We start from the raw sequence: 23,552 nt of genomic DNA on the forward strand, positions 1-23,552 counted from the left end.
GCGTGGAATCGCCTTGCTGCCAGCTGCTGCAAAGGCTGGGGGCCCCCAACGACGGCCTCGAAAAGCCGTTATAGTAGCAGGTTTGGTTCCCTCCATTTTCGCCAGGTTCATGGAACAGATCCGTATCCGTGGGGCACGCACCCACAACCTGAAAAACGTCAATCTCGACCTGCCGCGCCACAAGCTGGTCGTGATTACCGGGTTGTCCGGGTCGGGCAAGTCGTCGCTCGCGTTCGACACCCTTTATGCCGAAGGCCAGCGCCGCTACGTCGAAAGCCTGTCCGCGTACGCCCGCCAGTTCCTGCAGTTGATGGAGAAACCCGACGTCGACCTGATCGAGGGGTTGTCGCCCGCGATCTCGATCGAGCAGAAGGCGACGTCCCACAACCCGCGTTCGACCGTCGGCACGGTCACCGAAATCCACGACTACCTGCGACTTTTGTTCGCACGTGTCGGCACGCCGTATTGCCCGGACCACGACATCCCGCTCGAGGCGCAGAGCGTGTCGCAGATGGTCGACGCGGCGCTTGCGCTGCCCGAGGAAACCAAGCTGATGATCCTCGCACCCGTCGTCGCGAACCGCAAGGGCGAGCACGCCGAGCTGTTCGAGGACATGCAGGCGCAGGGTTTCGTCCGCTTTCGCGTGCGCTCGGGCGGCGGCACGGCGAACGAGGGTGTCGCGAAGATCTTCGAGGTCGAGTCGCTGCCGAAGCTCAAGAAGAACGACAAGCACACGATCGACGTCGTCGTCGACCGCCTGAAGGTGCGCCCGGACATGAAGCAGCGCCTCGCCGAATCGTTCGAGACCGCGCTGCGCCTCGCCGACGGCCGCGCGATCGCGCTGGAGATGGACACCGACCGCGAGCACCTGTTCAGCTCGAAGTTCGCGTGCCCGATCTGCTCGTACTCGCTGCAGGAGCTCGAGCCGCGCCTGTTCTCGTTCAACAACCCGATGGGCGCGTGCCCGGAATGCGACGGCCTTGGCCAGATCACGTTCTTCGATCCGAAGCGGGTCGTCGCGCACCCGTCGCTGTCGCTCGCGGCCGGCGCCGTGAAAGGCTGGGATCGCCGCAACCAGTTCTACTTCCAGATGCTGCAGAGCTTGGCGGCGTTCTACGAATTCGACATCGACGCCGCATTCGAAGACCTGCCGGAGAAGATCCGCAAGGTGCTGCTGTTCGGCTCGGGCAAGCAGACGATCCCGTTCTCGTATATCAACGAGCGCGGCCGCACGACGATCCGCGAGCACGTGTTCGAAGGGATCATCCCGAACCTCGAGCGCCGCTATCGCGAAACCGATTCGGTCGCCGTACGCGAGGAACTCGCGAAATACCAGAACAACCAGCCGTGCCCGTCGTGCGACGGCACGCGGCTGCGCCGCGAGGCGCGCCACGTGCGGGTCGGCACCGGCGACTACGCGCGCGGCATCTATGAGATCAGCAGCTGGCCGCTGCGCGATGCGCTCGGCTATTTCGACGGCCTGTCGCTCGACGGCGCGAAGCGCGAGATCGCCGACAAGGTGATCAAGGAAATCGTCGCGCGCCTGACCTTCCTGAACAACGTCGGCCTCGACTACCTGTCGCTCGAGCGCAGCGCCGAGACGCTGTCCGGCGGCGAGGCGCAGCGGATCCGGCTGGCATCGCAGATCGGCTCGGGCCTGACCGGCGTGATGTACGTGCTCGACGAGCCGTCGATCGGCCTGCACCAGCGCGACAACGACCGCCTGATCGCGACGCTCAAGCATCTGCGCGACCTCGGCAACTCGGTGATCGTCGTCGAGCACGACGAGGACATGATCCGCACGGCCGACTACGTCGTCGACATGGGCCCCGGCGCGGGCGAGCACGGCGGCGTGGTGGTCGCCGAAGGCACGCCGAAGCAGGTGCAGGCGAACCCGCAGTCGCTGACGGGCCAGTATCTGGTCGGCAAGCGCACGATCGAGTACCCGGACGAGCGCATCGCGCCCGATCCGGAGCGGATGCTGCGCATCGTCGACGCGCACGGCAACAACCTGAAGCACGTCGATCTCGAGCTGCCGGTCGGCCTGTTGACCTGCATCACCGGCGTGTCGGGTTCCGGCAAGTCGACGCTGATCAACGACACGCTGTACCACGCGGTCGCGCGCCACCTGTACGGCTCGTCGGCGGAGCCGGCGCCGCACGAGGCGATCGAGGGCCTCGAGCACTTCGACAAGGTGATCAACGTCGACCAGTCGCCGATCGGCCGCACGCCGCGCTCGAACCCGGCCACCTATACGGGCCTGTTCACGCCGATCCGCGAGCTGTTCTCGGGTGTGCCGACCGCGAAGGAGCGCGGCTACGATCCGGGCCGCTTCTCGTTCAACGTGAAGGGCGGCCGCTGCGAGTCGTGCCAGGGCGACGGCGTGCTGAAGGTCGAGATGCACTTCCTGCCGGACGTCTACGTGCCGTGCGACGTGTGCCACGGCAAGCGCTACAACCGTGAGACGCTCGAAGTGCAGTACAAGGGCAAGAACATCAGCGAAGTGCTCGACATGACGGTCGAGCATGCGTACGAATTCTTCAGCGCGGTGCCGGTCATCGCGCGCAAGCTGAAGACGCTGCTCGACGTCGGCCTCGGCTACATCCGCCTCGGCCAGTCGGCCACGACGCTGTCGGGCGGCGAGGCGCAGCGCGTGAAGCTGTCGCTGGAGCTGTCGAAGCGCGACACGGGCCGCACGCTGTACATCCTCGACGAGCCGACCACCGGCCTGCACTTCCACGACATCGCGCTGCTGCTCGAAGTGATCCACCGGCTGCGCGACCAGGGCAACACCGTCGTGATCATCGAGCACAACCTCGACGTGATCAAGACGGCCGACTGGGTGATCGACCTCGGGCCCGAAGGCGGTGCCGGCGGCGGGCAGATCATCGCGCAGGGCACGCCCGAGCAGGTCGCGAAGACCAAGGCAAGCTTCACCGGCAAGTATCTGGCGCCGCTGCTCAAGCGCCCGACCCGCAAGGCGGCGGCCGGCTGACACACTTTCCGTTCCCGCGCGCGGCTGCCGGCCGCGCGCGCCCGGCGCCCGCGGCGGCGCCGGCCTCCTCGTTTTCCCTTCTGCGGTTTTCCCTTCTGCGTATACACCACGAGCCAAACAGCCCCGTGGCGGACCATAATGGCAGCTATACTTTACGGTCGTAAGGTTCGCCATCCGCACCAATCCGGTGCGGCGCCGGGCGGCCACCGTCCTGCCGCCCACCGCGCGGCACGACACCCGAACGACAGGAATCCATGATGGAGAAGCAACAAGAGTCGCGCGACGCGCAGAACCGCGAGCCGCACCTGCGCAGCGTGCGGCTGACGAGCGACTTCAGCCTGCCGAAGCTGTCGGCGATCGAGATCGGCAGCTACCTGTTCGCCCTCGTCGCGATGGTGCTCGTCATCGAGCTCAAGCTGCTGGGCGGGCTGCTGGCCGGCATGCTGGTCTATCAACTGATCCACACGATCGCGCCGGTGGTCGAACGCCACACCACGAGCATGCGCGCGCGCTGGGTCGCCGTCGTGCTGCTGTCGGTGGCGATCGTCGGCGGCCTCACGGGCCTGACGATCGGCATCATCGAGCACTTCGAGCACACGGTGCCGAACCTGCAGAGCCTGCTCGACCAGCTGATGCAGATCGTCGAGCAGACCCGCGCCCGCACGCCGTCCTGGATCGCAAACGTGCTGCCGGTCGACGTCGAACAGATGAAGGCCAAGGCGGCGCTGCTGATGCATTCGCACATGGACCAGCTCCAGCAAGGCGGCAAGAGCGTCGCGCGCGGCTTCGGCCACGTGCTGTTCGGGATGATCATCGGCGCGATGATCGCGATCGGCGTCGAGCACGGCAAGGTGCGCCGGCCGCTGTCGACCGCGCTCGTCACGCGCGTGTCGCGCTTCGCCGAATCGTTCCGCCGGATCGTGTTCGCGCAGATCAAGATCTCGGCGATCAACGCGATCTTCACCGGCATCTACCTGCTCGTCGCGCTGCCGATCTTCCACCAGCGGCTGCCGCTGTCGAAGACGCTCGTGCTCGTCACGTTCATCGTCGGCCTGCTGCCGGTGATCGGCAACCTGATCTCGAACACGCTGATCGTCGCGGTGTCGCTGTCGGTCAGCATGGGCACCGCGATCGCGTCGCTCGCGTTCCTCGTCGTGATCCACAAGTTCGAGTACTTCCTGAACGCGAAGATCATCGGCGGCCAGATCGAGTCGCGCGCATGGGAGCTGCTGCTCGCGATGCTGATCATGGAAGCCGCATTCGGGCTGCCGGGCGTGATCGCCGCGCCGATCTTCTATGCGTATCTGAAGCGCGAGCTGTACATGCTGCGGCTGATCTGACGGCCGCGCAGGCCGAGTCACCGATCACTCGATAAAAAAACGCCGCGTCTCGTGAAGAGCGCGGCGTTTTCGTTTGCGGCAACGGCCGGTCAGCGGAACACGACCGTCTTCGTCCCGTTCAGCACGATCCGGTGCTCGACGTGCCACTTCACCGCGCGCGCGAGCGTCACGCACTCGACGTCGCGGCCGATCGCGGTGAGCTGGTCGGGCGTCATGCTGTGGTCGACCCGCTCGACTTCCTGCTCGATGATCGGGCCTTCGTCGAGGTCGGTCGTCACGTAGTGCGCGGTCGCGCCGATCAGCTTCACGCCGCGGTCGAACGCCTGGTAGTACGGCTTCGCGCCCTTGAAGCTCGGCAGGAACGAATGGTGGATGTTGATCGCCCGGCCGGCGAGCTGCTCGCACATGTTCGGCGACAGGATCTGCATGTAGCGCGCGAGCACGACGAGGTCGGCCTGGTGCTCGTCGATCACTTCGAGCACGCGCGCTTCCTGCGCGGCCTTCGCCGCATCGGACGAGCCGCCGACGAGCGGAAAGTGATGGAACGGGATGTTGTAGCTCGCGGCGAGCTGGTAGAACTCCTTGTGGTTCGACACGATCGCCGGGATCTCGATCGGCAGCTGGCCGGTGCGGTAGCGGAACAGCAGGTCGTTCAGGCAGTGGCCGATCTTCGAGACCATGATCACGACGCGCGGCTTCACGGCCGCGTCGTGCATCTCCCAGCGCATCGCGAACTGCTCGGCGAGCGGCGCGAATTCCTGGCGAAGCGTGTCGAGCGCCGCCGCGGCATCCGCGCCGTCGCCGTCCTGCACGAAGTGCACGCGCATGAAGAACTCGCCGGTGCGGCTGTCGCCGAACTGCGCCGAATCGAGGATGTTGTTGGCGCGCTCGAACAGGAAGCCCGAGACCGCGTGGACGATGCCGTGCCGGTCGGGGCACGACAGTTTCAAGATAAAGCTGTGATCGGTCGACATGACCGCTACTCCCTTCGTTTCGGTATTCGTCAAATGGGCCGTTCGTTCGGCCGCGCCCGGGCCCCGGCCCGCGCCGGCATGCCGCGCGTCACGCGGCCGGCGCGAACAGCGCGTCGATGCCCGCCGCGTCGGCCGCCGAAAGCCAGCGATGGCGCAGCAGCGTGTCGAGCATCGCGAGGCTCGCATCCATCGTCGCGCGGCCTTCGCGCAGCCAGCCGATCACCTCGGGCACGCCGGCCAGCAGGTGCTCGGCCACTTCGCCGTCCTGGTTGTGCGGCGCGAAGTCGCGCGGCAGCGGCAGGTCGTACACGAAGATCAGTTCGGACTGCGTGCCTTCCGGCAGCGAGCACAGCACCTGCACCGCGCGGCCCGCGATCGCGCGCGCCGCCAGCTCGGCCGGCATGCCGGCCTCTTCCCAGCATTCCTTCGCGAGCGTCTCGTGAACGCCCAGGCCCCAGCCGATGCCGCCCGCGACGACGTTGTCGAGCATGCCGGGATCGGTGGCCTTGGTCGCGCTGCGCCGGCCGAGCCACATCCGCGGCACGGCCGGCTCGCCCGGCGCAACCGCATATTCTACGATGCCGTTCAGATGCACCGCATAGGTCTGCGTGCCGAAGAAGCGCGATGCGGCGCGTTCGATATACGCGAGCGGCGGATCGTCGAAGCGGTTGCGGATCGCGTAGATCTCGTCGCGCCAGCCCGGAATCGCGCCTTCGGCCGCCAGCGCGCCGATCGCGCTCGCGAGCGCCATGCTGCGCGCGTCGACCGTGTCGTAACGCGCCGACAGCACGACGCGCGCGTCGGTCAGCTCGAACACGTCGGGCCAGCGCGCGAGCTTCGCGACGTCCTGGCGGCGCACCCAGCCGACCTGCTCGCCGGCGATCTCGAAACGCAGGTGCGCGGCCGGATCGAAGCGGCGCGCGGCCGCGATGCACGGAAAGGTCATCGGCTCAATCCTTCAGTGCGACCCGGATGCCGATCGCGATGAAGGTCGCGCCGGCGATCCGGTCGAGCCACACGCCGGCCTTCGGGCGACGCTTCAGCCATGTGCCGATCGCGCCCGCGCCGACGCCGAACAGCGAGAACACCACGGCCGTCTGCAGCATGAACAGTGCGCCGAGCTCGAACATCTGCAGCGTCACGCCCTGCACACCGTGCGGATCGACGAACTGCGGCAGGAACACGACGAAGAACAGCGTGACCTTCGGGTTCATCAGGTTGCCGATCACGCTCTGCCGGAAGATCGCGCCAAGCGGCTGCGGCGGCCGCTCGTGCGCGTTCGCGAGACCCTGGCTGCGCAACGCCTTGATGCCGATCCACACGAGGTACGCGGCGCCCGCGAGCTTCAGCGTCTGGAACGCGACCGGCGACGAGCGCAGCACGGCCGCGACGCCGAGCGCCGCGAGCGTCGTATGGAACAGGATCCCGGCCGTGAAGCCGAGCGCGGCGACGAAGCCGGCCGCACGGCCCTGCGAGATGCCGCGCGCGAGCACCTGCAGGTTGTCGGGCCCCGGCGCGAACGTGATCGCGATCGACGTGGCGAGAAACAGCATGAAGTTGGGCATCTTGACCTCGCGGCGTGGGCCGGCGTCCAATGGTTCGGTGGGTTCAGTGGCCGGCGAATTCGGTGACGGTATAGACGGGCAGCCCCGCGTCGCGCAGCAGCGTCGAGCCGCCGAGATCCGGCAGATCGATGATCGCCGCGCCTTCGACGACGACCGCGCCGAGCCGCTGCAGCAGGTTGCGCCCCGCCATCATCGTGCCGCCGGTCGCGATCAGGTCGTCCATGATAATCACGCGGTCGCCGGGGCGGCACGCGTCTTCGTGGATCTCGACGGTCGCGCTGCCGTATTCGAGGTCGTACGACTCCGAGCGCGTCTTGTACGGCAGCTTGCCGACCTTGCGGATCGGCACGAAGCCGACGCTCAATTCGTACGCGACGATCGGCGCGATGATGAAGCCGCGCGCATCGAGCCCCGCGACGTAGTCGAGCTTCGCATCGACATAGCGTTCGACGAACAGGTCGACGAGGATGCGCAGCGCCTTCGGGCTCTGCAGCAGCGTCGTGATGTCGCGGAACATCACGCCCGGCTGCGGCCAGTCGGGCACGGTGCGGATCTGGCTGTGAATGAAGGCGACCGGATCGAGCGGTGCGCCCGACGACGAATGCGGCATGAAACTCTCCGAAAAAAACGGTGCGCGAAGATCGGGCACCGTTTCGAGTAAATACGGGTCAGGTTATCGAATCGCGACTCACGCGACTGCGGCCGGCGGCTCGCGCCGATGCCGCGACAGCCGCTCCTCCGCGAGCGCGAGCGCTTCGGGAAGCCCGCGCAGCACGACGATGTCGCTTGCGCGCAGCTTGGTCTGCGGATCGGGTTCGACGCCGCGGATGCCGTGCCGGCGGATCGCCGTGACTTCCAGCCCGAGCGCATACAGCCCGAGCTCCTCCAGCGAGCGCCCGACCGCGTCCGCGCGCGCATCGACCGGCACCGATTGTAGCCGCACCTGCTCGTGATCGTCGTCGTCCGCATCGTCCGCGCCGTGGAAATAGCCGCGCAGCAGGCTGTAGCGCTCGTCGCGCATCTCCTCGACGCGCCGCACGACCTTGCGCATCGGCACGCCGACCAGCACCAGCGTGTGCGACGCGAGCATCAGGCTGCCCTCGACGATCTCCGGAATCACCTCGGTCGCGCCGGCCGCCAGCAGCTTCTCGAGATCGGCGTCGTCGACCGTGCGCACGATCGCCGGCAGCGTCGGCTCCAGTTCGTGCACGTGATGCAGCACGCGCAGCGCCGACGGCGTATTTGCGTACGTGATCGCGACGGCCGCCGCGCGATGAATGCCGGCCGCGAGCAACGACTCGCGGCGCGCGGCGTCACCGAACACGACCGATTCGCCGGCCGTCGCCGCCGCGCTCACGCGATCGGGATCGAGGTCCAGCGCGACGTACGAAATGCCTTCCTGCTCGAGCATGCGTGCCAGGTTCTGCCCCGCGCGACCGTAGCCGCAGATGATCACGTGGCCGCGCTGCTTGAGGCTTTGCGTCGCGATCCGCGTCATCTGCAGCGACTGCTGCATCCATTCCGTCGACGACAGCCGCATCACGATCCGGTCGGCGTTCTGGATCAGGAACGGCGCGGCGAGCATCGACAGCAGCATCGACGCGAGGATCGCCTGCAGCAGCGTCGAATCGACGAGATGCCGGTCGAGGATCAGGTTCAGCAGCACGAAGCCGAATTCGCCGGCCTGCGCGAGGCCGATGCCGGTGCGCATCGCGACGCCCGGCGTCGCGCCGAACAGCCGCGCGAGCCCCGCGATCATCGTCGCCTTGAACAGGATCTGCCCGACGAAGAAGCCGAGCACGATCAGCGGATGCTCCCAGATCACGCGCGGGTCGAGCAGCATCCCCGTCGTCACGAAGAACAGGCCGAGCAGCACGTCGCGGAACGGCTTGATGTCCTCTTCCACCTGATGGCGGAACGGCGTCTCGGAGATCAGCATCCCCGCGATGAACGCGCCGAGCGCGAGCGACAGCCCGAAGCGGTCGGTGATGAACGCGGCGCCGAGCGTGACGAGCAGCAGGTTCAGCACGAACAGCTCCTGCGAGCGGCGCCGCGCGACGACGTTGAGCCAGCGCGTCATGAAACGCTGCCCGACGATCAGCAGCAGCGCCAGCGCGATCACGATCTTGACCGCCGCGAAACCGAGCGTGAGCGCGAGATCCTTCGACGACTCGGCGCCGAACGCGGCGATCACGATCAGCAGCGGCACCACGGCCAGATCCTGGAACAGCAGCACGCCGAAGATGTTGCGGCCGTGCTCGGTCTCGATCTCGAGCCGCTCGGCGAGCATCTTCGACACGATCGCCGTCGAAGACATCGCGAGCGCGCCGCCGAGCGCGATGCAGCCCTGCCACGTGATGTGTACCCAGCGCTCGAACAGCAGGCCCAGCGCGAGCGCGAGCACGAGCGTGGCGACTACCTGCAGCAGCCCGAGCCCGAACACGAGCCGCTGCATCGCCCTCAGCTTCGCGAGCGAGAATTCGAGGCCGATCGAGAACATCAGGAACACGACGCCGAATTCCGCGAGATGCTCGGCCCGCTCCAGATCCGCGGCGACGCCGAACGCGTGCGGGCCGACCAGGATGCCGACGGTCAGGTAGCCGAGCATCGGCGGCAGGTTCAACGAGCGAAATACGACGACGCCCACCACCGAGGCCAGCAGCAGCAGCAGGGTCATTTCGAGCGGGGAAATCACGGGCGAAGCGTCCTCGTTCGTCGGTGCCACGGCAATGCGGGCGCGGGTGGTGGCGGTGGGCAAGCGACATCGGACAAGTCCGAAGGCGCGGCGCGGCGAACAAACGCCTTTGCTATACTCCGCGCATGATAGCGAAAATCAATGATGACCGGGCGCTCGCGCTCGCCCGCGACGTGCTCGACATCGAGGCGGACGCCGTGCGCGCGCTGCGCGACCAGCTCGACGGCGACTTCGTCCAGGCCGTCGCGCTGCTGCTCGGCTGCCGCGGCCGCGTCGTGGTCTCCGGCATCGGCAAATCGGGGCATATCGCCCGCAAGATCGCGGCCACGCTCGCGAGCACCGGCACGCCGGCCTTCTTCGTCCACCCGGCCGAGGCCAGCCACGGCGACCTCGGCATGGTCACGTCGGACGACGTCTTCATCGGCATCTCGTATTCCGGCGAGTCGGAAGAGCTCGTCGCGATCCTGCCGCTCGTAAAGCGGATCGGCGCGAAGCTGATCGCGATCACGGGCCGTGCGGAATCGAGCCTCGGCACGCTCGCCGACGTGAACCTGAACGCCGCGGTCTCGAAGGAAGCCTGCCCGCTGAACCTCGCTCCCACCGCGAGCACGACCGCCGCGCTCGCGCTCGGCGACGCGCTCGCCGTCGCGGTGCTCGACGCGCGCGGCTTCGGCTCCGAGGATTTCGCGCGCTCGCACCCGGGCGGCGCGCTCGGCCGGCGCCTGCTCACCCATGTGCGCGACGTGATGCGCTCGGGCGACGACATTCCGCGCGTCGGGCTCGACGCAACGCTGTCGGACGCGCTGTTCCAGATCACCGCGAAGCGGCTGGGCATGACCGCCGTGGTCGGCGCCGACGGCCGCGTGGCCGGCATCTTCACCGACGGCGACCTGCGCCGCGTGCTCGCGCGCGACGGCGATTTCCGCACGCTGCCGATCGTCGACGTGATGACGCGCGAACCGCGCACGATCGGCCCCGACCACCTCGCGGTCGAAGCCGTGGAACTGATGGAGCGCCACCGGATCAACCAGATGCTGGTGGTCGATGCCGACGGCGTGCTGATCGGCGCGCTGAACATGCACGACCTGTTTTCGAAGAAGGTGATCTGATGAGCGCAGCGTTGACTGCGGCCGAACGCGCGAGCCGCGTGAAGCTGATGATTTTCGACGTCGACGGCGTGCTGACCGACGGCGGCCTGCTGTTTACCGCCGCCGGCGACGCGATGAAGTCGTTCAATTCGCTCGACGGCCACGGCGTGAAGCTGCTCGGCGAAGCCGGCATCGCAACCGCGATCATCACCGGCCGCCGCTCGGACATCGTCGCGGCGCGCGCGAAGGAAATGAAGATCGCGCATCTGTTCCAGGGCGTCGAGGACAAGCTCGCCGTGTTCGGCGACCTGATCGCGTCGCTCGGCATCACCGCCGACGCCTGCGGCTACATGGGCGACGACTGGCCCGACCTGCCGGTGATGCTCCGCTGCGGCTTCGCGACGGCACCGGCCAACGCGCATCCCGAGGTGATCGCCCGCGCGCACTGGGTGGCCGAGGCCCGCGGCGGCCATGGCGCGGTGCGCGAAGTCTGCGACGCGATCCTGCGCGCGCAGCGCCGCTACGACGCGCTGCTCGCGGCTGCCTGCGGAGCCTGACGGATGAACACGCATTTCCGCTGGACCCAGTTGCTGCCGCTCGTCGCGGTCGCCGCGCTCGCGGGGATCACGTGGTGGCTGCTGCAGGCGACGCTGCCGCCGCCCGGCGAGGGCACCGTGCAGCCGAAGCGCCACACGCCCGACTATTTCGCGGACAACTTCTCGGTCACCGAGCTCGACCAGACGGGCACGACGCAGTACCGGCTGACGGCCGCGAAGCTGATCCATTACGAAGACACCGAAAACAGCGACCTGACCGATCCGGCCATGCGCGCGTTCCAGCCCGGCAAGCCGGTCGTGACGACCACCGCGAAGCGCGGCACCGTCAACGGCGACGTGTCGATCGTCGATTTGTACGACGACGCGCGCATCCTGCGCGTGGCCGGCGGCGGCGATCCGCAGATGCAGGCCGATTCCCAGCATTTCCGGATCTTCGTCAATGACGATGTGATCCAGACCGAAAAGCCGGTTAAACTTCAGCGCGGCCTGTCGCTCGTCAACGCGACCGACGGCATGAAGTACAACAACGTCACCCGGGTCATCGAGCTTTACGGCAACGTGCGCGGCACGATCGCCGCGGCGGACACGTCCGGCGGCTCGAAAGGTCAATCCAGGTGACGCATCCCTCACGTGACTGCATGAACGAACCGTTCCCTCGACAGAATTCCGGCGGCGCTGCGCGCGCCGTCCGCGCCGCGCTCGCCGCGACGCTCGTGGCGCTCCCGCTCGTCGGGCTGGCGCCGCTCGCCCATGCCGAGAAGGCCGACCAGAACAAGCCGATCAACGTCGAGGCGGACAACCTGACCTATGACGACCTGAAGCAGGTGACGGTCGCGACCGGCAACGTCGTGATCACGAAAGGCACGATCATCATCAAGGGCGACCGCGTCGAAGTGCGCCAGGATCCCGAAGGCTATCAGTACGCGACGTCGTTCGGCAGCGGCAAGAAGCACGCGACGTTCCGCCAGAAGCGCGAAGGTCTCGACGAATACATCGACGGCGACGCCGAGCGCATCGACTACGACGGCAAGCAGGACCTGACGACGCTGACGACCGCCGCGACCGTGCGCCGCCTGCAGGGCACGTCGACGGTCGCCGACACCGTGCACGGCAGCGTGATCACGTACGACGGCCAGCGCGACTTCTACACCGCGAAGGGCGGCAAGGACGTCGCCGCGCCGGGCAACCCGAACGGCCGCGTGCGCGCGATGCTGTCGCCGAAGAACGGCGGCCCCGGGCCGCTGAACGGCGCGCCGGCGAAACTGTCGCCGTCGACCACGATCCAGGGAGCGCCGGGCCAATGAACGCGCTCCCGAACCGCCAGCCGGCCGGCACGACCAGCTCGCTCGTCGTCCGCAATCTGAAGAAGCGCTACGGCTCGCGCACGGTCGTCAAGGACGTGTCGCTCGACGTGAAGAGCGGCGAAGTCGTCGGCCTGCTCGGCCCGAACGGCGCCGGCAAGACGACGTCGTTCTACATGATCGTCGGCCTCGTGCCGACCGATGCGGGCGAGATCTCGCTGAACGGCAGCTCGATCAGCCTGTTGCCGATCCACAAGCGTGCGTCGCTCGGCCTGTCGTACCTGCCGCAGGAAGCGTCGGTGTTCCGCAAGCTGACCGTCGAGGAAAACATCCGCGCGGTGCTCGAACTTCAGCACGGCGAAGACGGCAAGCGGCTGTCGAAGGACGCAATCGCATCGCGCACCGAGGCGCTGCTCGACGAGCTGCAGATCGGCCACCTGCGCGAGAACCCGGCGCTGTCGCTGTCGGGCGGCGAACGCCGTCGCGTCGAAATCGCGCGGGCGCTGGCGACCAACCCGAACTTCATCCTGCTCGACGAGCCGTTCGCCGGCGTCGACCCGATCGCGGTGCTCGAGATCCAGAAGATCGTCAAGTTCCTGAAGCAGCGCAACATCGGCGTGTTGATTACCGATCACAACGTCCGCGAAACGCTCGGCATCTGCGACCACGCATACATCATCAGCGACGGTTCGGTGCTCGCCGCCGGCGCGCCGAGCGAAATCATCGAAAACGAAAGCGTGCGCCGCGTGTACCTCGGCGAACACTTCCGCATGTAACGCCTCCGTTGGCTGGCCGCCCCGGGCGCCGGCGTCGCCGCGCGGGGGCGCGCCCGCATGCCCCGCAAGGCGGCCCTGCCTGCGGCCATGCGCCGCGCCGCGCGTAATCGCGGATGGCTCAAGGCGCTTGGGTCGTGGCAAACTGCCGGTATGACTCCCTCTCTGCCATGAAAGCCAGCCTTCAACTCCGCCTGTCGCAACACCTGGCACTGACACCGCAACTGCAGCAGTCGATCCGGCTCCTGCAGCTGTCGACGCTCGAACTGCAGCAGGAAGTCGCGATGGCCGTCGCGCAGAATCCGCTGCTCGAGAACGATGACGAATGGATCGCGAGCCCGCTGCGTGTCGCGGCGGACGGGTCGCTGATCGCGCAGACGCCTGCCGGCCAGAACGCCGAGCCGGGCGCCGTGAACGGCAGCAGCCAGTCGGGCGATCGCGCCGAGCGCGACGAGCCGGCCGCTGCCGACGAATACGACGGCTACGCCTCGGGCGACGCCGGCGACGGCCCGCAATGGAATCTCGACGAGTTCGGCCGCTCGAGCGGCGCGTCGGACGACGACGACCTCCCGCCGCTGCAGGTTCAGGAAGCCGCGACGTCGCTGCGCGACCACCTGTCCGCGCAATTGCGCGTCACGCAGGCCGGCCCGCGCGATCGCGCGCTCGTGATGTTCCTGATCGAATCGCTCGACGACGACGGCTACCTGACCGCCTCCCTCGACGAAGTCCTCGCCGACCTGCCGCCGGAACTGGAAATCGACTGCGACGAACTGAACGCGGCGCTTGCGCTGCTGCACAGTTTCGATCCGCCCGGGGTCGGGGCCCGCTCGGCGTCCGAATGCCTGAAGCTGCAGCTGCTGCGACTCGATCCGTCCCCCACCCGCACGCTCGCGCTGGAGATCGTGTCGCAGCATCTCGAGTTGCTCGCCGCGCGCGATTTCACGCGGCTGCGCAAGCATCTGAAGGCGAGCGACGACGCGCTGCGCGACGCGCACGCGCTGATCCGTTCGCTGGAGCCGTTCCCCGGCGCCGCATACGGCAAGGCCGAGGCCGACTACGTCGTGCCCGACATCATCGTGAAAAAGGCCGGCCAGGGCTGGCTCGCGGAACTCAATCCGGAAGTGATGCCGCGCCTGCGGATCAACAACCTGTACGCGAACATCCTGCGCAACAGCCGCGGCGATCCGTCGGCCGGATCGCTGAAACAGCAGCTCCAGGAAGCACGCTGGCTGATCAAGAACATCCAGCAGCGATTCGACACGATCCTGCGTGTCGCGCAGGCTATTGTCGAGCGTCAGAAGAATTTCTTTGCGCACGGTGAAATTGCCATGCGCCCCTTGGTTTTGCGGGAAATAGCTGATACGCTGGGCCTACACGAGTCGACTGTCAGCCGTGTGACAACCGGCAAGTACATGCTGACCCCGTTCGGGACGCTTGAATTTAAGTACTTCTTCGGATCACACGTTTCGACCGACACCGGAGGCGCCGCATCGTCGACCGCCATCCGAGCCCTGATCAAGCAACTGATAGGAGCTGAAGACCCAAAATCGCCACTTTCGGACAGCCGCATTGCCGAGCTGCTGGCAGAACAGGGATTCGTGGTCGCGCGCCGCACGGTTGCCAAGTATCGCGAAGCCCTCAAAATCCCGGCAGTGAATCTGCGCAAGTCTCTTTAAGCCTGCTGCCTGCCCGGCGGCAGGCGTGTTCCGGCCACCGCGCATACGGGGAACAGGCCGGGCGACTTGTCCGCGAATTTGCCGCGACCTGCGGCAGGAGCAAGTCGACCGGAGCGCCGCCTCGATGCGGCCGGGTGGTCACTCGCTTGGAGAAGCACTATGAACCTGAAGATCAGTGGACATCATCTCGAAGTCACGCCTGCAATTCGCGAATACGTGATCACCAAGCTGGACCGGGTGCTACGGCATAGCGATCAGGTGATCGATGGCACTGTGATCCTCTCGGTCGACAATCACAAGGAAAAGGACAAGCAGCAGCGCGCGGAAATCAACCTGCATCTGAAGGGCAAGGACATCTTCGTCGAAAGCGCAAACGGCAACCTGTACGCTGCAATCGATCTGCTGATCGACAAGCTGGATCGCCAGGTCGTCAAGCACATGGAGCGTCTGCAGACGCATGCGCACGACCCGATCAAGCTGCAGCCGTCGATCGACCAGATCGAACTGCCGCCGCAATAACGTTCACCGCAATACACACGCCGCCCGGTTCGCCGGGCGTTTTTTTTGTGTCCGAGCGGCAGTGGTGCGACCGGTCCGTCCATGCCGCGCCATGCACGCGGCTGTGCTCTATAATGTCCCGGTTATCGCCGGGGGGCGTTGGGTGCGGTAGCTGCCTCGCAGGTTTCCGATGCCGAACGCCTTGATATCGCCGAACATGGAAAATCAGTCTGCCGCCGCAAGGAGACCCCAGGCCGCCCAATCGCCTGCCAACATGAATCGCCTAGCCAAAATCCTGCCCATAGAGAACGTCGTCATCGACCTCTCCGTCACCAGCAAGAAACGCGTCTTCGAACAAGCCGGGCTGATCTTCGAGAATCAGAACGGCATCGCCCGCAGCACCGTCACGGACAACCTGTTCGCGCGCGAGCGCCTCGGCTCGACCGGGCTCGGCGAAGGCGTCGCGATTCCGCACGGGCGCATCAAGGGGCTCAAGCACCCGCTCGCCGCGTTCGTGCGGCTGGCCGACGCGATCCCGTTCGAAGCGCCCGACGGCCAGCCCGTCGGTCTCCTGATTTTCCTGCTCGTTCCCGAGCAAGCTACCCAGCAGCACCTCGAAATCCTGTCGGAAATCGCGCAACTGCTGTCCGATCGCGACGCGCGCGAGCGTCTGCACAACGAAACGGATATCGCCGAGTTGCATCGCCTGCTCACTCAGTGGCAACCTTGAGTTGATCCGGGCGGAATTTTTCCGGTACGACGCGGCACGCGCCGCCGTCCAGGGCCGCCCGGCATGGCGACGTCCGTCGCCGCGCGCCTGCACACCGGCCCATTGGAGTGACGAGAGTCATGGATACGTCCAGCATCAACGCCCAGAGCATCTTCGACGACAACGCGGCCACGCTGAAGCTGAGCTGGCTGACGGGGCATGAAGGCTGGGAGCGCGGTTTTTCGGCCGACACCGTCGGCAACGCAACGTCGAGCGCCGACCTCGTCGGCCACCTGAACCTGATCCACCCGAACCGGATCCAGGTGCTCGGCGAAGCCGAAATCGACTACTACCAGCGGCAGACCGACGAAGACCGTTCACGCCACATGGCCGAGCTGATTGCCCTCGAGCCTCCGTTCCTCGTCGTCGCCGGCGGTGCCGCGGCGCCGCCGGAACTCGTGCTGCGCTGCACGCGCTCGTCCACGCCGCTGTTCACGACGCCGATGTCGGCCGCCGCGGTGATCGACAGCCTGCGGCTCTACATGTCGCGCATCTTGGCGCCGCGCGCGACGCTGCATGGCGTGTTCCTCGACATCCTCGGGATGGGCGTGCTGCTCACCGGCGACTCCGGCCTCGGCAAGAGCGAACTCGGCCTCGAACTCATCAGCCGCGGCCACGGCCTCGTCGCCGACGATGCCGTCGACTTCGTCCGACTTGGCCCCGATTTCGTCGAAGGGCGTTGCCCGCCGCTGCTGCAGAACCTGCTCGAAGTGCGCGGCCTCGGTCTGCTCGACATCAAGACGATCTTCGGTGAAACCGCGGTGCGCCGGAAAATGAAGCTGAAGCTGATCGTCCAACTCGTGCGCCGCCCGGACGGCGAATTCCAGCGGCTGCCGCTGGAAAGCCAGACGGTCGACGTGCTCGGCCTGCCGATCAGCAAGGTCACGATCCAGGTGGCGGCCGGCCGCAACCTCGCGGTGCTCGTCGAGGCGGCCGTGCGGAACACGATCCTGCAGTTGCGCGGCATCGACACGTTGCGGGATTTCATGGATCGGCAACGGCTCGCGATGCAGGATCCCGACAGCCAGTTCCCCGGCAAGCTCGTGTAACGCCCCGGCGCCGGCCTCGAAGCGCCGACGCGTCGAGCCGGTGCTATGATGAAACGTCAGGATTCTCTGCTTCCCATGCGCATCGTCCTCATCACCGGCATCTCCGGCTCAGGCAAGTCCGTCGCGCTGAACGCGCTCGAAGACGCAGGCTACTACTGCGTCGACAACCTGCCGCCGCACGTGCTTCCCGAACTCGCCCGCTACCTGGCCGACGGCGGCCAGCACCGGCTTGCGGTCGCGATCGACGCGCGTTCGAGCGCGTCGCTGGACGAAATGCCCGGCCTGATCCGCGCGCTGTCGCTCGAGCACGATGTCCGCGTGCTGTTCCTCAACGCGAGCACGCAGGCGCTGATCCAGCGCTTCTCCGAAACGCGCCGGCGCCATCCGCTGTCGGGCTCGCCGTCGCACGACGCGAACGTCGGGCTGCTGTCGTCGCTCGAGGAAGCGATCGAGCGCGAGCGCGAGCTCGTGGCACCGCTCGCCGAATTCGGCCATCAGATCGATACGAGCACGCTGCGCGCGAACGTTCTACGCACGTGGGTCAAGCGCTTCATCGACCAGAAGAACAACGACCTGATGGTGATGTTCGAGTCGTTCGGCTTCAAGCGCGGCGTGCCGCTCGATGCCGACCTGATGTTCGACGTGCGCGCGCTGCCGAATCCGTACTACGACCATGAGCTGCGCCCGCTCACCGGGCTGGACCAGCCGGTCATCGCCTTTCTGGACGCACTGCCGATCGTCCACCAGATGATCGACGACATCCATGCGTTCCTGACGAAATGGCTGCCGCACTTTCGCGAAGACAACCGCAGCTACCTGACCGTCGCCATCGGCTGCACGGGCGGTCAGCATCGCTCGGTGTTCATCGCGGAAACGCTCGCCGCGCGCCTCGCGCACGATGCGAACGTGATCGTGCGGCATCGTGACGCGCCCGTGGATGTCGACGCGTCGTCGCGGCTCGTCACCGAGGTCGAACGACCTTAGCGACACCGCCCTCTTGCCGGTGCGCCATGTCCACGCTATCGACCACCCTGATCGACCTGCCGCTGTTTCCGCTGCACACGGTGCTGTTCCCCGGTGGCTGGCTGCCGCTCAAGGTGTTCGAGGCGCGCTATCTCGACATGGCGCGCGCATGCCTGCGCGACGATGCGCCGTTCGGCGTGTGCCTGTTGAAGAGCGGCCCCGAAGTCGCGCAGGACGGCGCCGTGTCGGTGCCCGAGACGATCGGCTGCATGGCGCGCATCACCGAGTGCGACACCGGCGAATTCGGCATGCTGTACCTGCAGGCGATCGGTACGCAGCGATTCGAGCTGCTGTCCTATCGCGTCGAAGGCAACGGGCTGCTGGTCGGGATCGCGGAACCGCTACCCGACGACATCCCGCTCGAAGGCGAACAGGCGCTCGCGCAATTCGGCTCGTGCGCCGAGGTGCTGGAGCGCATCATCGACGCGCTGAAGAAATCCGAACCGGACAAGATGCCGTTTTGCGAACCGTTCCGCCTCGACGACCCGAGCTGGGTATCGAACCGCCTCGCTGAACTGCTGCCGCTCGACCTGCGTGCGCGGCAGAAATTGATGGAATTTCCTGACGTCGGCGCGCGGATCGATGCCGTGCACCACGTGCTCGACCGGCACGGATGGCTGTAAGCCGCGGCCGCACATCGCAGCAGCGCGCAGAGTGAATCATCCTCGCGGGCAAGATGAGCGCGGCGATCCGGCGCTTCGGTAAGCGCGGTCCGCGCCGCGCCCTTCCCCTTCCTTCTTTCTCTACAGCAGCGGCCCGCTCAACGCATCGAGCAGCTTGCGCACGGGCGCCGGCACGCCGTACGCATCGAGCCCGGCCAACGGCACCCACGCGGTCTCGGCGTCCTGCGCGTGCGCGAGCGGCGGCCCGCCGTTCGCCACATCGCTCAGCCGCGGCTCGATCTCGAGCCGAAAATGCGTGAACGTGTGCGTGAACGGCGCGAGCGGCACCGGCCCGCCACCGCCGAAGCCGCGTGCGAGTTCCGCGAGTGCCGCGTCGCCGTCCGCCTGCGGCAGGCACCAGAGGCCGCCCCAGATGCCGGCCGGCGGACGCCGCTCGAGCAACACGGCGTCGCCGTCGCGCAGCACGAGCATCCAGGTCTTGCGCGTCGGCACGGCCTTCTTCGGCCGCGCGGCCGGCAGTTCGCGCTGACGCCCCGTCGATTGCGCGACGCAGTCGCCCGCGAACGGGCAGCGCGCGCAATCCGGCTTGCCGCGCACGCAAAGCGTCGCGCCGAGATCCATCAGCCCCTGCGTATACGCGCTCACGTCGGCCGCGTTCGCGGCATCCGGCAGCAGCGATTCCGCCAGCGCCCACATGTCGTTCTCGACGCGCTTCTCGCCCGGAAAGCCTTCGACGCCAAACACCCGCGCGAGCACGCGCTTCACGTTGCCGTCGAGGATCGTCGCGCGCGCGCCGTACGCGAACGACGCAATCGCCGCTGCCGTCGAACGGCCGATACCCGGCAGTTCAGCGAGCCCTTCCGGCGTCGACGGAAACACGCCGCCATGCTCGGCAACGACCACCTGTGCACAGCGATGCAGGTTGCGCGCGCGCGAGTAGTAGCCGAGCCCGGCCCACAGCGCCATCACGTCGTCCGACGGCGCGGCCGCGAGCGCGACGACGTCGGGAAAGCGTTCGAGAAAGCGCGTGTAATACGGGACGACGGTCGAGACCTGCGTCTGCTGCAGCATGATTTCCGACAGCCAGATCCGGTAGGGATCGCGGGTGTTCTGCCACGGCAGGTCGTGGCGGCCGTGCACGCGCTGCCACGCGATCAGGCGCGTGGCGAACGTGCGATGCAGCGGTGTGACGGGGAACGGAGAGGGAGCAATGCGGGGCGGCTTCAAGTGTTCGAATCTTTGGAAAGAGGTTGCAACGCGCGACTCAACGCTGGCAGGTCGGGCAGAAATAGGTCGAGCGCTGGCCCTGCACGATCTGGCGAATCGGCGTGCCGCAGGTGCGGCAAGGCAGCCCCGCCCGGTCATAGACGAAGCAGTCGAGCTGGAAGTAGCCGCTTTCGCCGTTACTGCCGACGAAATCGCGCAGCGTGCTGCCGCCGCGCTCGATCGCATCGGCGAGCGTCGCGCGCACCGCGTCGGCCAGCCGCTCGTAGCGCGGCAGCGATACCTTGCCGGCGGCGGTCGTCGGCCGAATGCCCGCGCGAAACAGGCTCTCCGATGCATAGATGTTGCCGACGCCGACGACCATGTCGCCCGCCAGCAGCGCCTGCTTGACCGACACCGTGCGGCCGCGCGTGCGCGCGTGCAGCAGCGCGCCGGTAAACGCCGGCGAGAACGGCTCCACGCCGAGGCTCGCGAGCAGCGGATGCGCATGCACGTCGCCCGCTTCGCGCGGGTGCCACAGCACCGCGCCGAAACGACGCGGATCGCGGAACCGCAGCACGAATTCGTCGAAGATCCAGTCGATGTGGTCGTGTTTCGCGGCGACCGGCACGCCGGCCGCGGGCAGCACGCGCAGCGTGCCCGTCATCCCCAGGTGAACGATGAACCAGCCTGCGTCGACCTCGAACAGCAGATACTTGCCGCGACGCTCGACGGCGAGCACCTCGCGCGCGCGCAATTGCTCGGCAAGCCCCGCCGGCACGGGCCAGCGCAGCATCGCGGTACGGACGTCGACACGCTCGACGCGGCGGCCCGCGACAAAGGGCGCGATGCCCCGGCGCGTGACTTCGACTTCTGGCAACTCTGGCATGTTCTGCGGGTCTTAAGCTGGATTTACGATCGTGCGTGTATTGTAGCGAGCGCGTTACAATCGGTTGAAACATCGAACGGATTTCCATGACCTTGCCCTCGAAGCTGCTTCTGAAGCGCCCCGCCGCCGCGCGCGGCGCGCGCGCCTTCCCGGTCCGCCGTGCGCTCGGCGCCGCGCTGTTCGCCGCGTGGACCCTCACCGCCTTCCCGGCTCACGCGCAGGATCCGGCATCGGACGACGCGGAGCCGCAGGGCGCGTTCGAGCACGTCATGCCGGACGAGAAGAAGGATCTCCCCGGAGTCCCGCTGACGAGCCAGATCGTCTACCAGGTGCTGGCCGCCGAGGTGGCACTTCAGCGCAACCAGCCGGCGCCGGCCTACCAGACCTACCTCGCGCTCGCCCGCGACACGCGCGATCCGCGCATGGCGCAGCGTGCGACCGAGATCGCGCTCGGCGCGCAAAGTCCGGCCGATGCGCTGTCCGCGGCCAATCTGTGGCGCCAGTACGCGCCCGATTCGAACCGCGCTTCGCAAGTCGACGCCGCGCTGCTCGTGCTCGCCGGCAAGCCGGCCGACGCGCAGCCGATGCTCGCGCGCGAACTGGCCCGCGCGACCGGCGAGACGCGCGGCCCCGCGATCCTCGCGCTGCAGGCACTGCTGGTGCGCGGCTCCGACCGCGTCGGCGGCCTCGCGGTGCTGAAGGACATGTTGAAGAACGACATGAACCGCCCCGAGGCGCAGCTCGCGATCGCGCGGCAGCAACTCGCGGTCGACGACAAGGAAGGCGCGGCGCAGTCGCTGAAGCAGGCGCTGCAGATCCGCCCCGACTATCTGCCGGCGGCGCTGATGCTGTCGCAGATGGGCCCCGCCGAGCGCGCGACGGGCATCGCGTCGTTCGAGAAATATGTTCAGCAGAATCCGAAGTCGCGCGATGCACGGCTCGCGCTGTCGCAGCTCTATCTCGCCGACGACCGTCTCGACGACGCGCAAAAGCAGTTCGAGACGATGCGCAAGCTCGACGCGAAGGATCCGACACCGTTGATGGCGCTCGCGCTGATCAAGATCCAGCAGAAGAAGCTCGACGACGCGAGCGCATACCTGAAACAGTACGTGCAGCTCGGCGACAAGCAGCCGAACCTCGACGTCGGCCAGGGCTACATCTACCTCGCGCAGATCGCGATCGAGCAGGGCAACGACGCGCAGGCGTCGCAATGGCTCGACAAGGTCGACCAGACGAGCCAGCACTACCTGCCCGCCCAGATCACGCGCGCGCAGCTGCTGCAGAAACAGGGCAAGACCGACGAAGCGCGCAAGGTGCTCGACGACCTGCCGATCAGCGACCCGCGCGATGCGGCCGTGGTTGCACGCACCGATGCATCGATCCTGTTCACCGCGAAGCGCTATCCGGAAGCCGAGGCGCGGCTCGCACAGGCAGTCCAGGACTTCCCGGACGACCCGGACCTGCGCTACGACTACGCAATGGCGGCCGAGAAAACCGGCCACTATGCGGCGATGGAAAAGCAGCTGCGCGAACTGATCCGCACGCAGCCCGACAACCCGCAGGCGTACAACGCGCTCGGCTATTCGCTGGCCGACCGCAACCAGCGCCTGCCCGAGGCCAGCAAGCTGATCGACAAGGCACTGTCGCTCGCGCCGAACGACGCCTACATCATGGACAGCCTCGGCTGGGTGAAGTACCGGATGGGCGACACGGCCGGCGCGGCGAAGGTGCTGCGGCGCGCGTACGAGCTGCAGCCGAACGCCGAGATCGGCGCGCACCTCGGCGAAGTGCTGTGGAAGAGCGGCGCGCAGGACGACGCGCGTGTCGCGTGGCGTGCCGCGCAGAAGCTCGAACCCGACAACGACACGCTCGTGCAGACGCTCAAGCGCCTGCAGGTCAACGGCCTGTGATGCGGATGTTCCCGATGCCTTCTCCGTCTTCCCGCGCGCTGCGCACGCTGGCCGCGGCCGGCGCCGCGCTCGCGCTCGCCGGCTGCGCGAGCACGCCGCCGTCGGCGAATGCGCCGTCGGGCGCCGTGCTGCAGACGGCCGCGACACATGCGTATCACGGCCGCTTCGCGGTGCAGTACAGCGACCGCCTCGGCCGACCGCAAAACGTGTACGGCAACTTCGACTGGCAGGAGCACGGCGACGACGTATCGCTCGAACTGCGCAGCCCGCTCGGCCAGACGCTCGCCGTCGTGAAATCGACGCCGCAGGCCGCATCGCTCGAACTGCCGAACCGCCAGCCGCAATACGCGACGGACGTCGGCGAGCTGATGCAGAACACGCTCGGCTTCTCGCTGCCGCTGGCCGGTCTGCGCTATTGGCTGCTGCCGACGCCCGCGCCCGCCACGCCCGCGCAGACGGTGCGCGACCCGGCGGACACGACGCACGTGAAACAGATCCGCCAGGACGGCTGGACGATCGACTATCTTGCCTACGCGGACGCACCGGCCACGGGCGTCAAACGCGTGAACCTCGTGCGCGCGACGCCGCCGCTCGACATCAAGCTCGTGCTCGACCAGTAAGCAC

General features: G+C 67.3%; 22 protein-coding genes. 15 read left to right on the forward strand and 7 right to left on the reverse strand.

The features are described from left to right. Window positions 1-109 precede the first annotated feature (109 nt). Together uvrA and WS51_RS24270 are read left to right on the forward strand one after the other, a co-directional pair. Window positions 110-2,995: an excinuclease ABC subunit UvrA gene (uvrA, locus tag WS51_RS24265; protein WP_069229870.1), complete on the forward strand. Its 2,886-nt coding sequence runs from the start codon at window positions 110-112 to the stop codon at window positions 2,993-2,995. Window positions 2,996-3,252: 257 nt separating this feature from the next. Beyond that, complete coding sequence (locus tag WS51_RS24270) at window positions 3,253-4,335, forward strand: AI-2E family transporter (RefSeq protein WP_059451444.1); 1,083 nt, start codon at window positions 3,253-3,255, stop codon at window positions 4,333-4,335. Window positions 4,336-4,424: 89 nt separating this feature from the next. Here WS51_RS24270 and purU read toward each other — a convergent pair whose 3' ends face one another. From purU to WS51_RS24295, 5 genes are all read right to left on the reverse strand, one after another. After that, window positions 4,425-5,309: a formyltetrahydrofolate deformylase gene (gene purU / locus WS51_RS24275; RefSeq protein ID WP_059451445.1), complete on the reverse strand. Its 885-nt coding sequence runs from the start codon at window positions 5,307-5,309 to the stop codon at window positions 4,425-4,427. 88 nt (window positions 5,310-5,397) lie between these two features. Next, window positions 5,398-6,255 (reverse strand): NUDIX hydrolase, encoded by an 858-nt coding sequence (locus WS51_RS24280; RefSeq protein ID WP_059451446.1) that lies wholly within the window; start codon window positions 6,253-6,255, stop codon window positions 5,398-5,400. 4 nt (window positions 6,256-6,259) lie between these two features. After that, window positions 6,260-6,874, reverse strand: a complete 615-nt coding sequence (locus WS51_RS24285) for a LysE family translocator (protein ID WP_059451447.1) — start codon at window positions 6,872-6,874, stop codon at window positions 6,260-6,262. Between the two features lie 43 nt (window positions 6,875-6,917). Further along, the gene (locus tag WS51_RS24290; RefSeq protein ID WP_059545000.1) at window positions 6,918-7,484 is read right to left on the reverse strand and encodes an adenine phosphoribosyltransferase; all 567 of its coding nucleotides are present in this window, start codon (window positions 7,482-7,484) and stop codon (window positions 6,918-6,920) included. Between the two features lie 78 nt (window positions 7,485-7,562). Then, window positions 7,563-9,569 (reverse strand): monovalent cation:proton antiporter family protein, encoded by a 2,007-nt coding sequence (locus WS51_RS24295; RefSeq protein ID WP_059451609.1) that lies wholly within the window; start codon window positions 9,567-9,569, stop codon window positions 7,563-7,565. A gap of 125 nt (window positions 9,570-9,694) precedes the next feature. On the opposite strand from WS51_RS24295, the gene kdsD reads away from it, so the two are divergent. From kdsD to WS51_RS24350, 11 genes are all read left to right on the forward strand, one after another. After that, window positions 9,695-10,678, forward strand: coding sequence for an arabinose 5-phosphate isomerase KdsD (gene kdsD, locus WS51_RS24300; protein WP_059451449.1), 984 nt, complete (start codon window positions 9,695-9,697; stop codon window positions 10,676-10,678). Continuing rightward, complete coding sequence (locus tag WS51_RS24305; protein WP_059451450.1) at window positions 10,678-11,214, forward strand: KdsC family phosphatase; 537 nt, start codon at window positions 10,678-10,680, stop codon at window positions 11,212-11,214. The genes kdsD and WS51_RS24305 overlap by 1 nt, the downstream gene beginning before the upstream one ends. 3 nt (window positions 11,215-11,217) lie before the next feature. Then, complete coding sequence (lptC, locus tag WS51_RS24310; protein ID WP_059451451.1) at window positions 11,218-11,832, forward strand: LPS export ABC transporter periplasmic protein LptC; 615 nt, start codon at window positions 11,218-11,220, stop codon at window positions 11,830-11,832. A gap of 20 nt (window positions 11,833-11,852) precedes the next feature. After that, window positions 11,853-12,518, forward strand: coding sequence for a lipopolysaccharide transport periplasmic protein LptA (gene lptA / locus WS51_RS24315; protein WP_059507771.1), 666 nt, complete (start codon window positions 11,853-11,855; stop codon window positions 12,516-12,518). Beyond that, window positions 12,515-13,291 (forward strand): LPS export ABC transporter ATP-binding protein, encoded by a 777-nt coding sequence (lptB, locus tag WS51_RS24320; RefSeq protein ID WP_044847462.1) that lies wholly within the window; start codon window positions 12,515-12,517, stop codon window positions 13,289-13,291. The genes lptA and lptB overlap by 4 nt, the downstream gene beginning before the upstream one ends. Window positions 13,292-13,458: 167 nt before the next feature. Beyond that, the gene (locus WS51_RS24325; RefSeq protein WP_059451453.1) at window positions 13,459-14,964 is read left to right on the forward strand and encodes an RNA polymerase factor sigma-54; all 1,506 of its coding nucleotides are present in this window, start codon (window positions 13,459-13,461) and stop codon (window positions 14,962-14,964) included. Window positions 14,965-15,123: 159 nt separating this feature from the next. Then, window positions 15,124-15,483 (forward strand): ribosome hibernation-promoting factor, HPF/YfiA family, encoded by a 360-nt coding sequence (hpf, locus tag WS51_RS24330; RefSeq protein WP_006477786.1) that lies wholly within the window; start codon window positions 15,124-15,126, stop codon window positions 15,481-15,483. A gap of 169 nt (window positions 15,484-15,652) precedes the next feature. Further along, complete coding sequence (locus tag WS51_RS24335; protein WP_059598834.1) at window positions 15,653-16,192, forward strand: PTS sugar transporter subunit IIA; 540 nt, start codon at window positions 15,653-15,655, stop codon at window positions 16,190-16,192. Between the two features lie 119 nt (window positions 16,193-16,311). Next, a complete protein-coding gene (gene hprK, locus WS51_RS24340; protein ID WP_006483133.1) occupies window positions 16,312-17,280 on the forward strand; it encodes an HPr(Ser) kinase/phosphatase in 969 nt (322 codons plus the stop codon). 75 nt (window positions 17,281-17,355) lie between these two features. Beyond that, window positions 17,356-18,264, forward strand: a complete 909-nt coding sequence (rapZ, locus tag WS51_RS24345; RefSeq protein WP_059451454.1) for an RNase adapter RapZ — start codon at window positions 17,356-17,358, stop codon at window positions 18,262-18,264. 26 nt (window positions 18,265-18,290) lie between these two features. Next, the gene (locus WS51_RS24350; RefSeq protein ID WP_059451455.1) at window positions 18,291-18,926 is read left to right on the forward strand and encodes an LON peptidase substrate-binding domain-containing protein; all 636 of its coding nucleotides are present in this window, start codon (window positions 18,291-18,293) and stop codon (window positions 18,924-18,926) included. Between the two features lie 120 nt (window positions 18,927-19,046). On the opposite strand, the gene mutY is transcribed toward WS51_RS24350, so the two are convergent. Continuing rightward, entirely contained in the window at window positions 19,047-20,153 is a 1,107-nt protein-coding gene (gene mutY / locus WS51_RS24355; protein WP_069229871.1) for an A/G-specific adenine glycosylase, read from the reverse strand. 37 nt (window positions 20,154-20,190) lie between these two features. Continuing rightward, entirely contained in the window at window positions 20,191-21,018 is an 828-nt protein-coding gene (gene mutM, locus WS51_RS24360; protein ID WP_059451457.1) for a bifunctional DNA-formamidopyrimidine glycosylase/DNA-(apurinic or apyrimidinic site) lyase, read from the reverse strand. 86 nt (window positions 21,019-21,104) lie between these two features. Between mutM and WS51_RS24365 the strand changes: the two genes are divergently transcribed. Continuing rightward, on the forward strand, window positions 21,105-22,928 hold the full coding sequence (locus WS51_RS24365; protein ID WP_059507775.1) for a tetratricopeptide repeat protein: 1,824 nt from the start codon (window positions 21,105-21,107) through the stop codon (window positions 22,926-22,928). Then, window positions 22,928-23,548, forward strand: a complete 621-nt coding sequence (lolB, locus tag WS51_RS24370; RefSeq protein ID WP_059451459.1) for a lipoprotein insertase outer membrane protein LolB — start codon at window positions 22,928-22,930, stop codon at window positions 23,546-23,548. The genes WS51_RS24365 and lolB overlap by 1 nt, the downstream gene beginning before the upstream one ends. Window positions 23,549-23,552: the final 4 nt, after the last annotated feature.

The sequence above is a fragment of the Burkholderia territorii genome, assembly GCF_001718335.1.
GTDB classification, from domain to species: Bacteria; Pseudomonadota; Gammaproteobacteria; order Burkholderiales; family Burkholderiaceae; genus Burkholderia; species Burkholderia territorii.

Bases quoted from the DNA above. Each gene is read 5' to 3' on its own strand.
- uvrA (WP_069229870.1), top strand. From the start codon at position 110: ATGGAACAGATCCGTATCCGTGGGGCACGCACCCACAACCTGAAAAAC.
- WS51_RS24270 (WP_059451444.1), top strand. From the start codon at position 3,253: ATGGAGAAGCAACAAGAGTCGCGCGACGCGCAGAACCGCGAGCCGCAC.
- purU (WP_059451445.1), bottom strand. From the start codon at position 5,309: ATGTCGACCGATCACAGCTTTATCTTGAAACTGTCGTGCCCCGACCGG.
- WS51_RS24280 (WP_059451446.1), bottom strand. From the start codon at position 6,255: ATGACCTTTCCGTGCATCGCGGCCGCGCGCCGCTTCGATCCGGCCGCG.
- WS51_RS24285 (WP_059451447.1), bottom strand. From the start codon at position 6,874: ATGCCCAACTTCATGCTGTTTCTCGCCACGTCGATCGCGATCACGTTC.
- WS51_RS24290 (WP_059545000.1), bottom strand. From the start codon at position 7,484: ATGCCGCATTCGTCGTCGGGCGCACCGCTCGATCCGGTCGCCTTCATT.
- kdsD (WP_059451449.1), top strand. From the start codon at position 9,695: ATGATAGCGAAAATCAATGATGACCGGGCGCTCGCGCTCGCCCGCGAC.
- WS51_RS24305 (WP_059451450.1), top strand. From the start codon at position 10,678: ATGAGCGCAGCGTTGACTGCGGCCGAACGCGCGAGCCGCGTGAAGCTG.
- lptC (WP_059451451.1), top strand. From the start codon at position 11,218: ATGAACACGCATTTCCGCTGGACCCAGTTGCTGCCGCTCGTCGCGGTC.
- lptA (WP_059507771.1), top strand. From the start codon at position 11,853: ATGAACGAACCGTTCCCTCGACAGAATTCCGGCGGCGCTGCGCGCGCC.
- lptB (WP_044847462.1), top strand. From the start codon at position 12,515: ATGAACGCGCTCCCGAACCGCCAGCCGGCCGGCACGACCAGCTCGCTC.
- WS51_RS24325 (WP_059451453.1), top strand. From the start codon at position 13,459: ATGAAAGCCAGCCTTCAACTCCGCCTGTCGCAACACCTGGCACTGACA.
- hpf (WP_006477786.1), top strand. From the start codon at position 15,124: ATGAACCTGAAGATCAGTGGACATCATCTCGAAGTCACGCCTGCAATT.
- WS51_RS24335 (WP_059598834.1), top strand. From the start codon at position 15,653: ATGCCGAACGCCTTGATATCGCCGAACATGGAAAATCAGTCTGCCGCC.
- hprK (WP_006483133.1), top strand. From the start codon at position 16,312: ATGGATACGTCCAGCATCAACGCCCAGAGCATCTTCGACGACAACGCG.
- rapZ (WP_059451454.1), top strand. From the start codon at position 17,356: ATGCGCATCGTCCTCATCACCGGCATCTCCGGCTCAGGCAAGTCCGTC.
- WS51_RS24350 (WP_059451455.1), top strand. From the start codon at position 18,291: ATGTCCACGCTATCGACCACCCTGATCGACCTGCCGCTGTTTCCGCTG.
- mutM (WP_059451457.1), bottom strand. From the start codon at position 21,018: ATGCCAGAGTTGCCAGAAGTCGAAGTCACGCGCCGGGGCATCGCGCCC.
- WS51_RS24365 (WP_059507775.1), top strand. From the start codon at position 21,105: ATGACCTTGCCCTCGAAGCTGCTTCTGAAGCGCCCCGCCGCCGCGCGC.
- lolB (WP_059451459.1), top strand. From the start codon at position 22,928: ATGCGGATGTTCCCGATGCCTTCTCCGTCTTCCCGCGCGCTGCGCACG.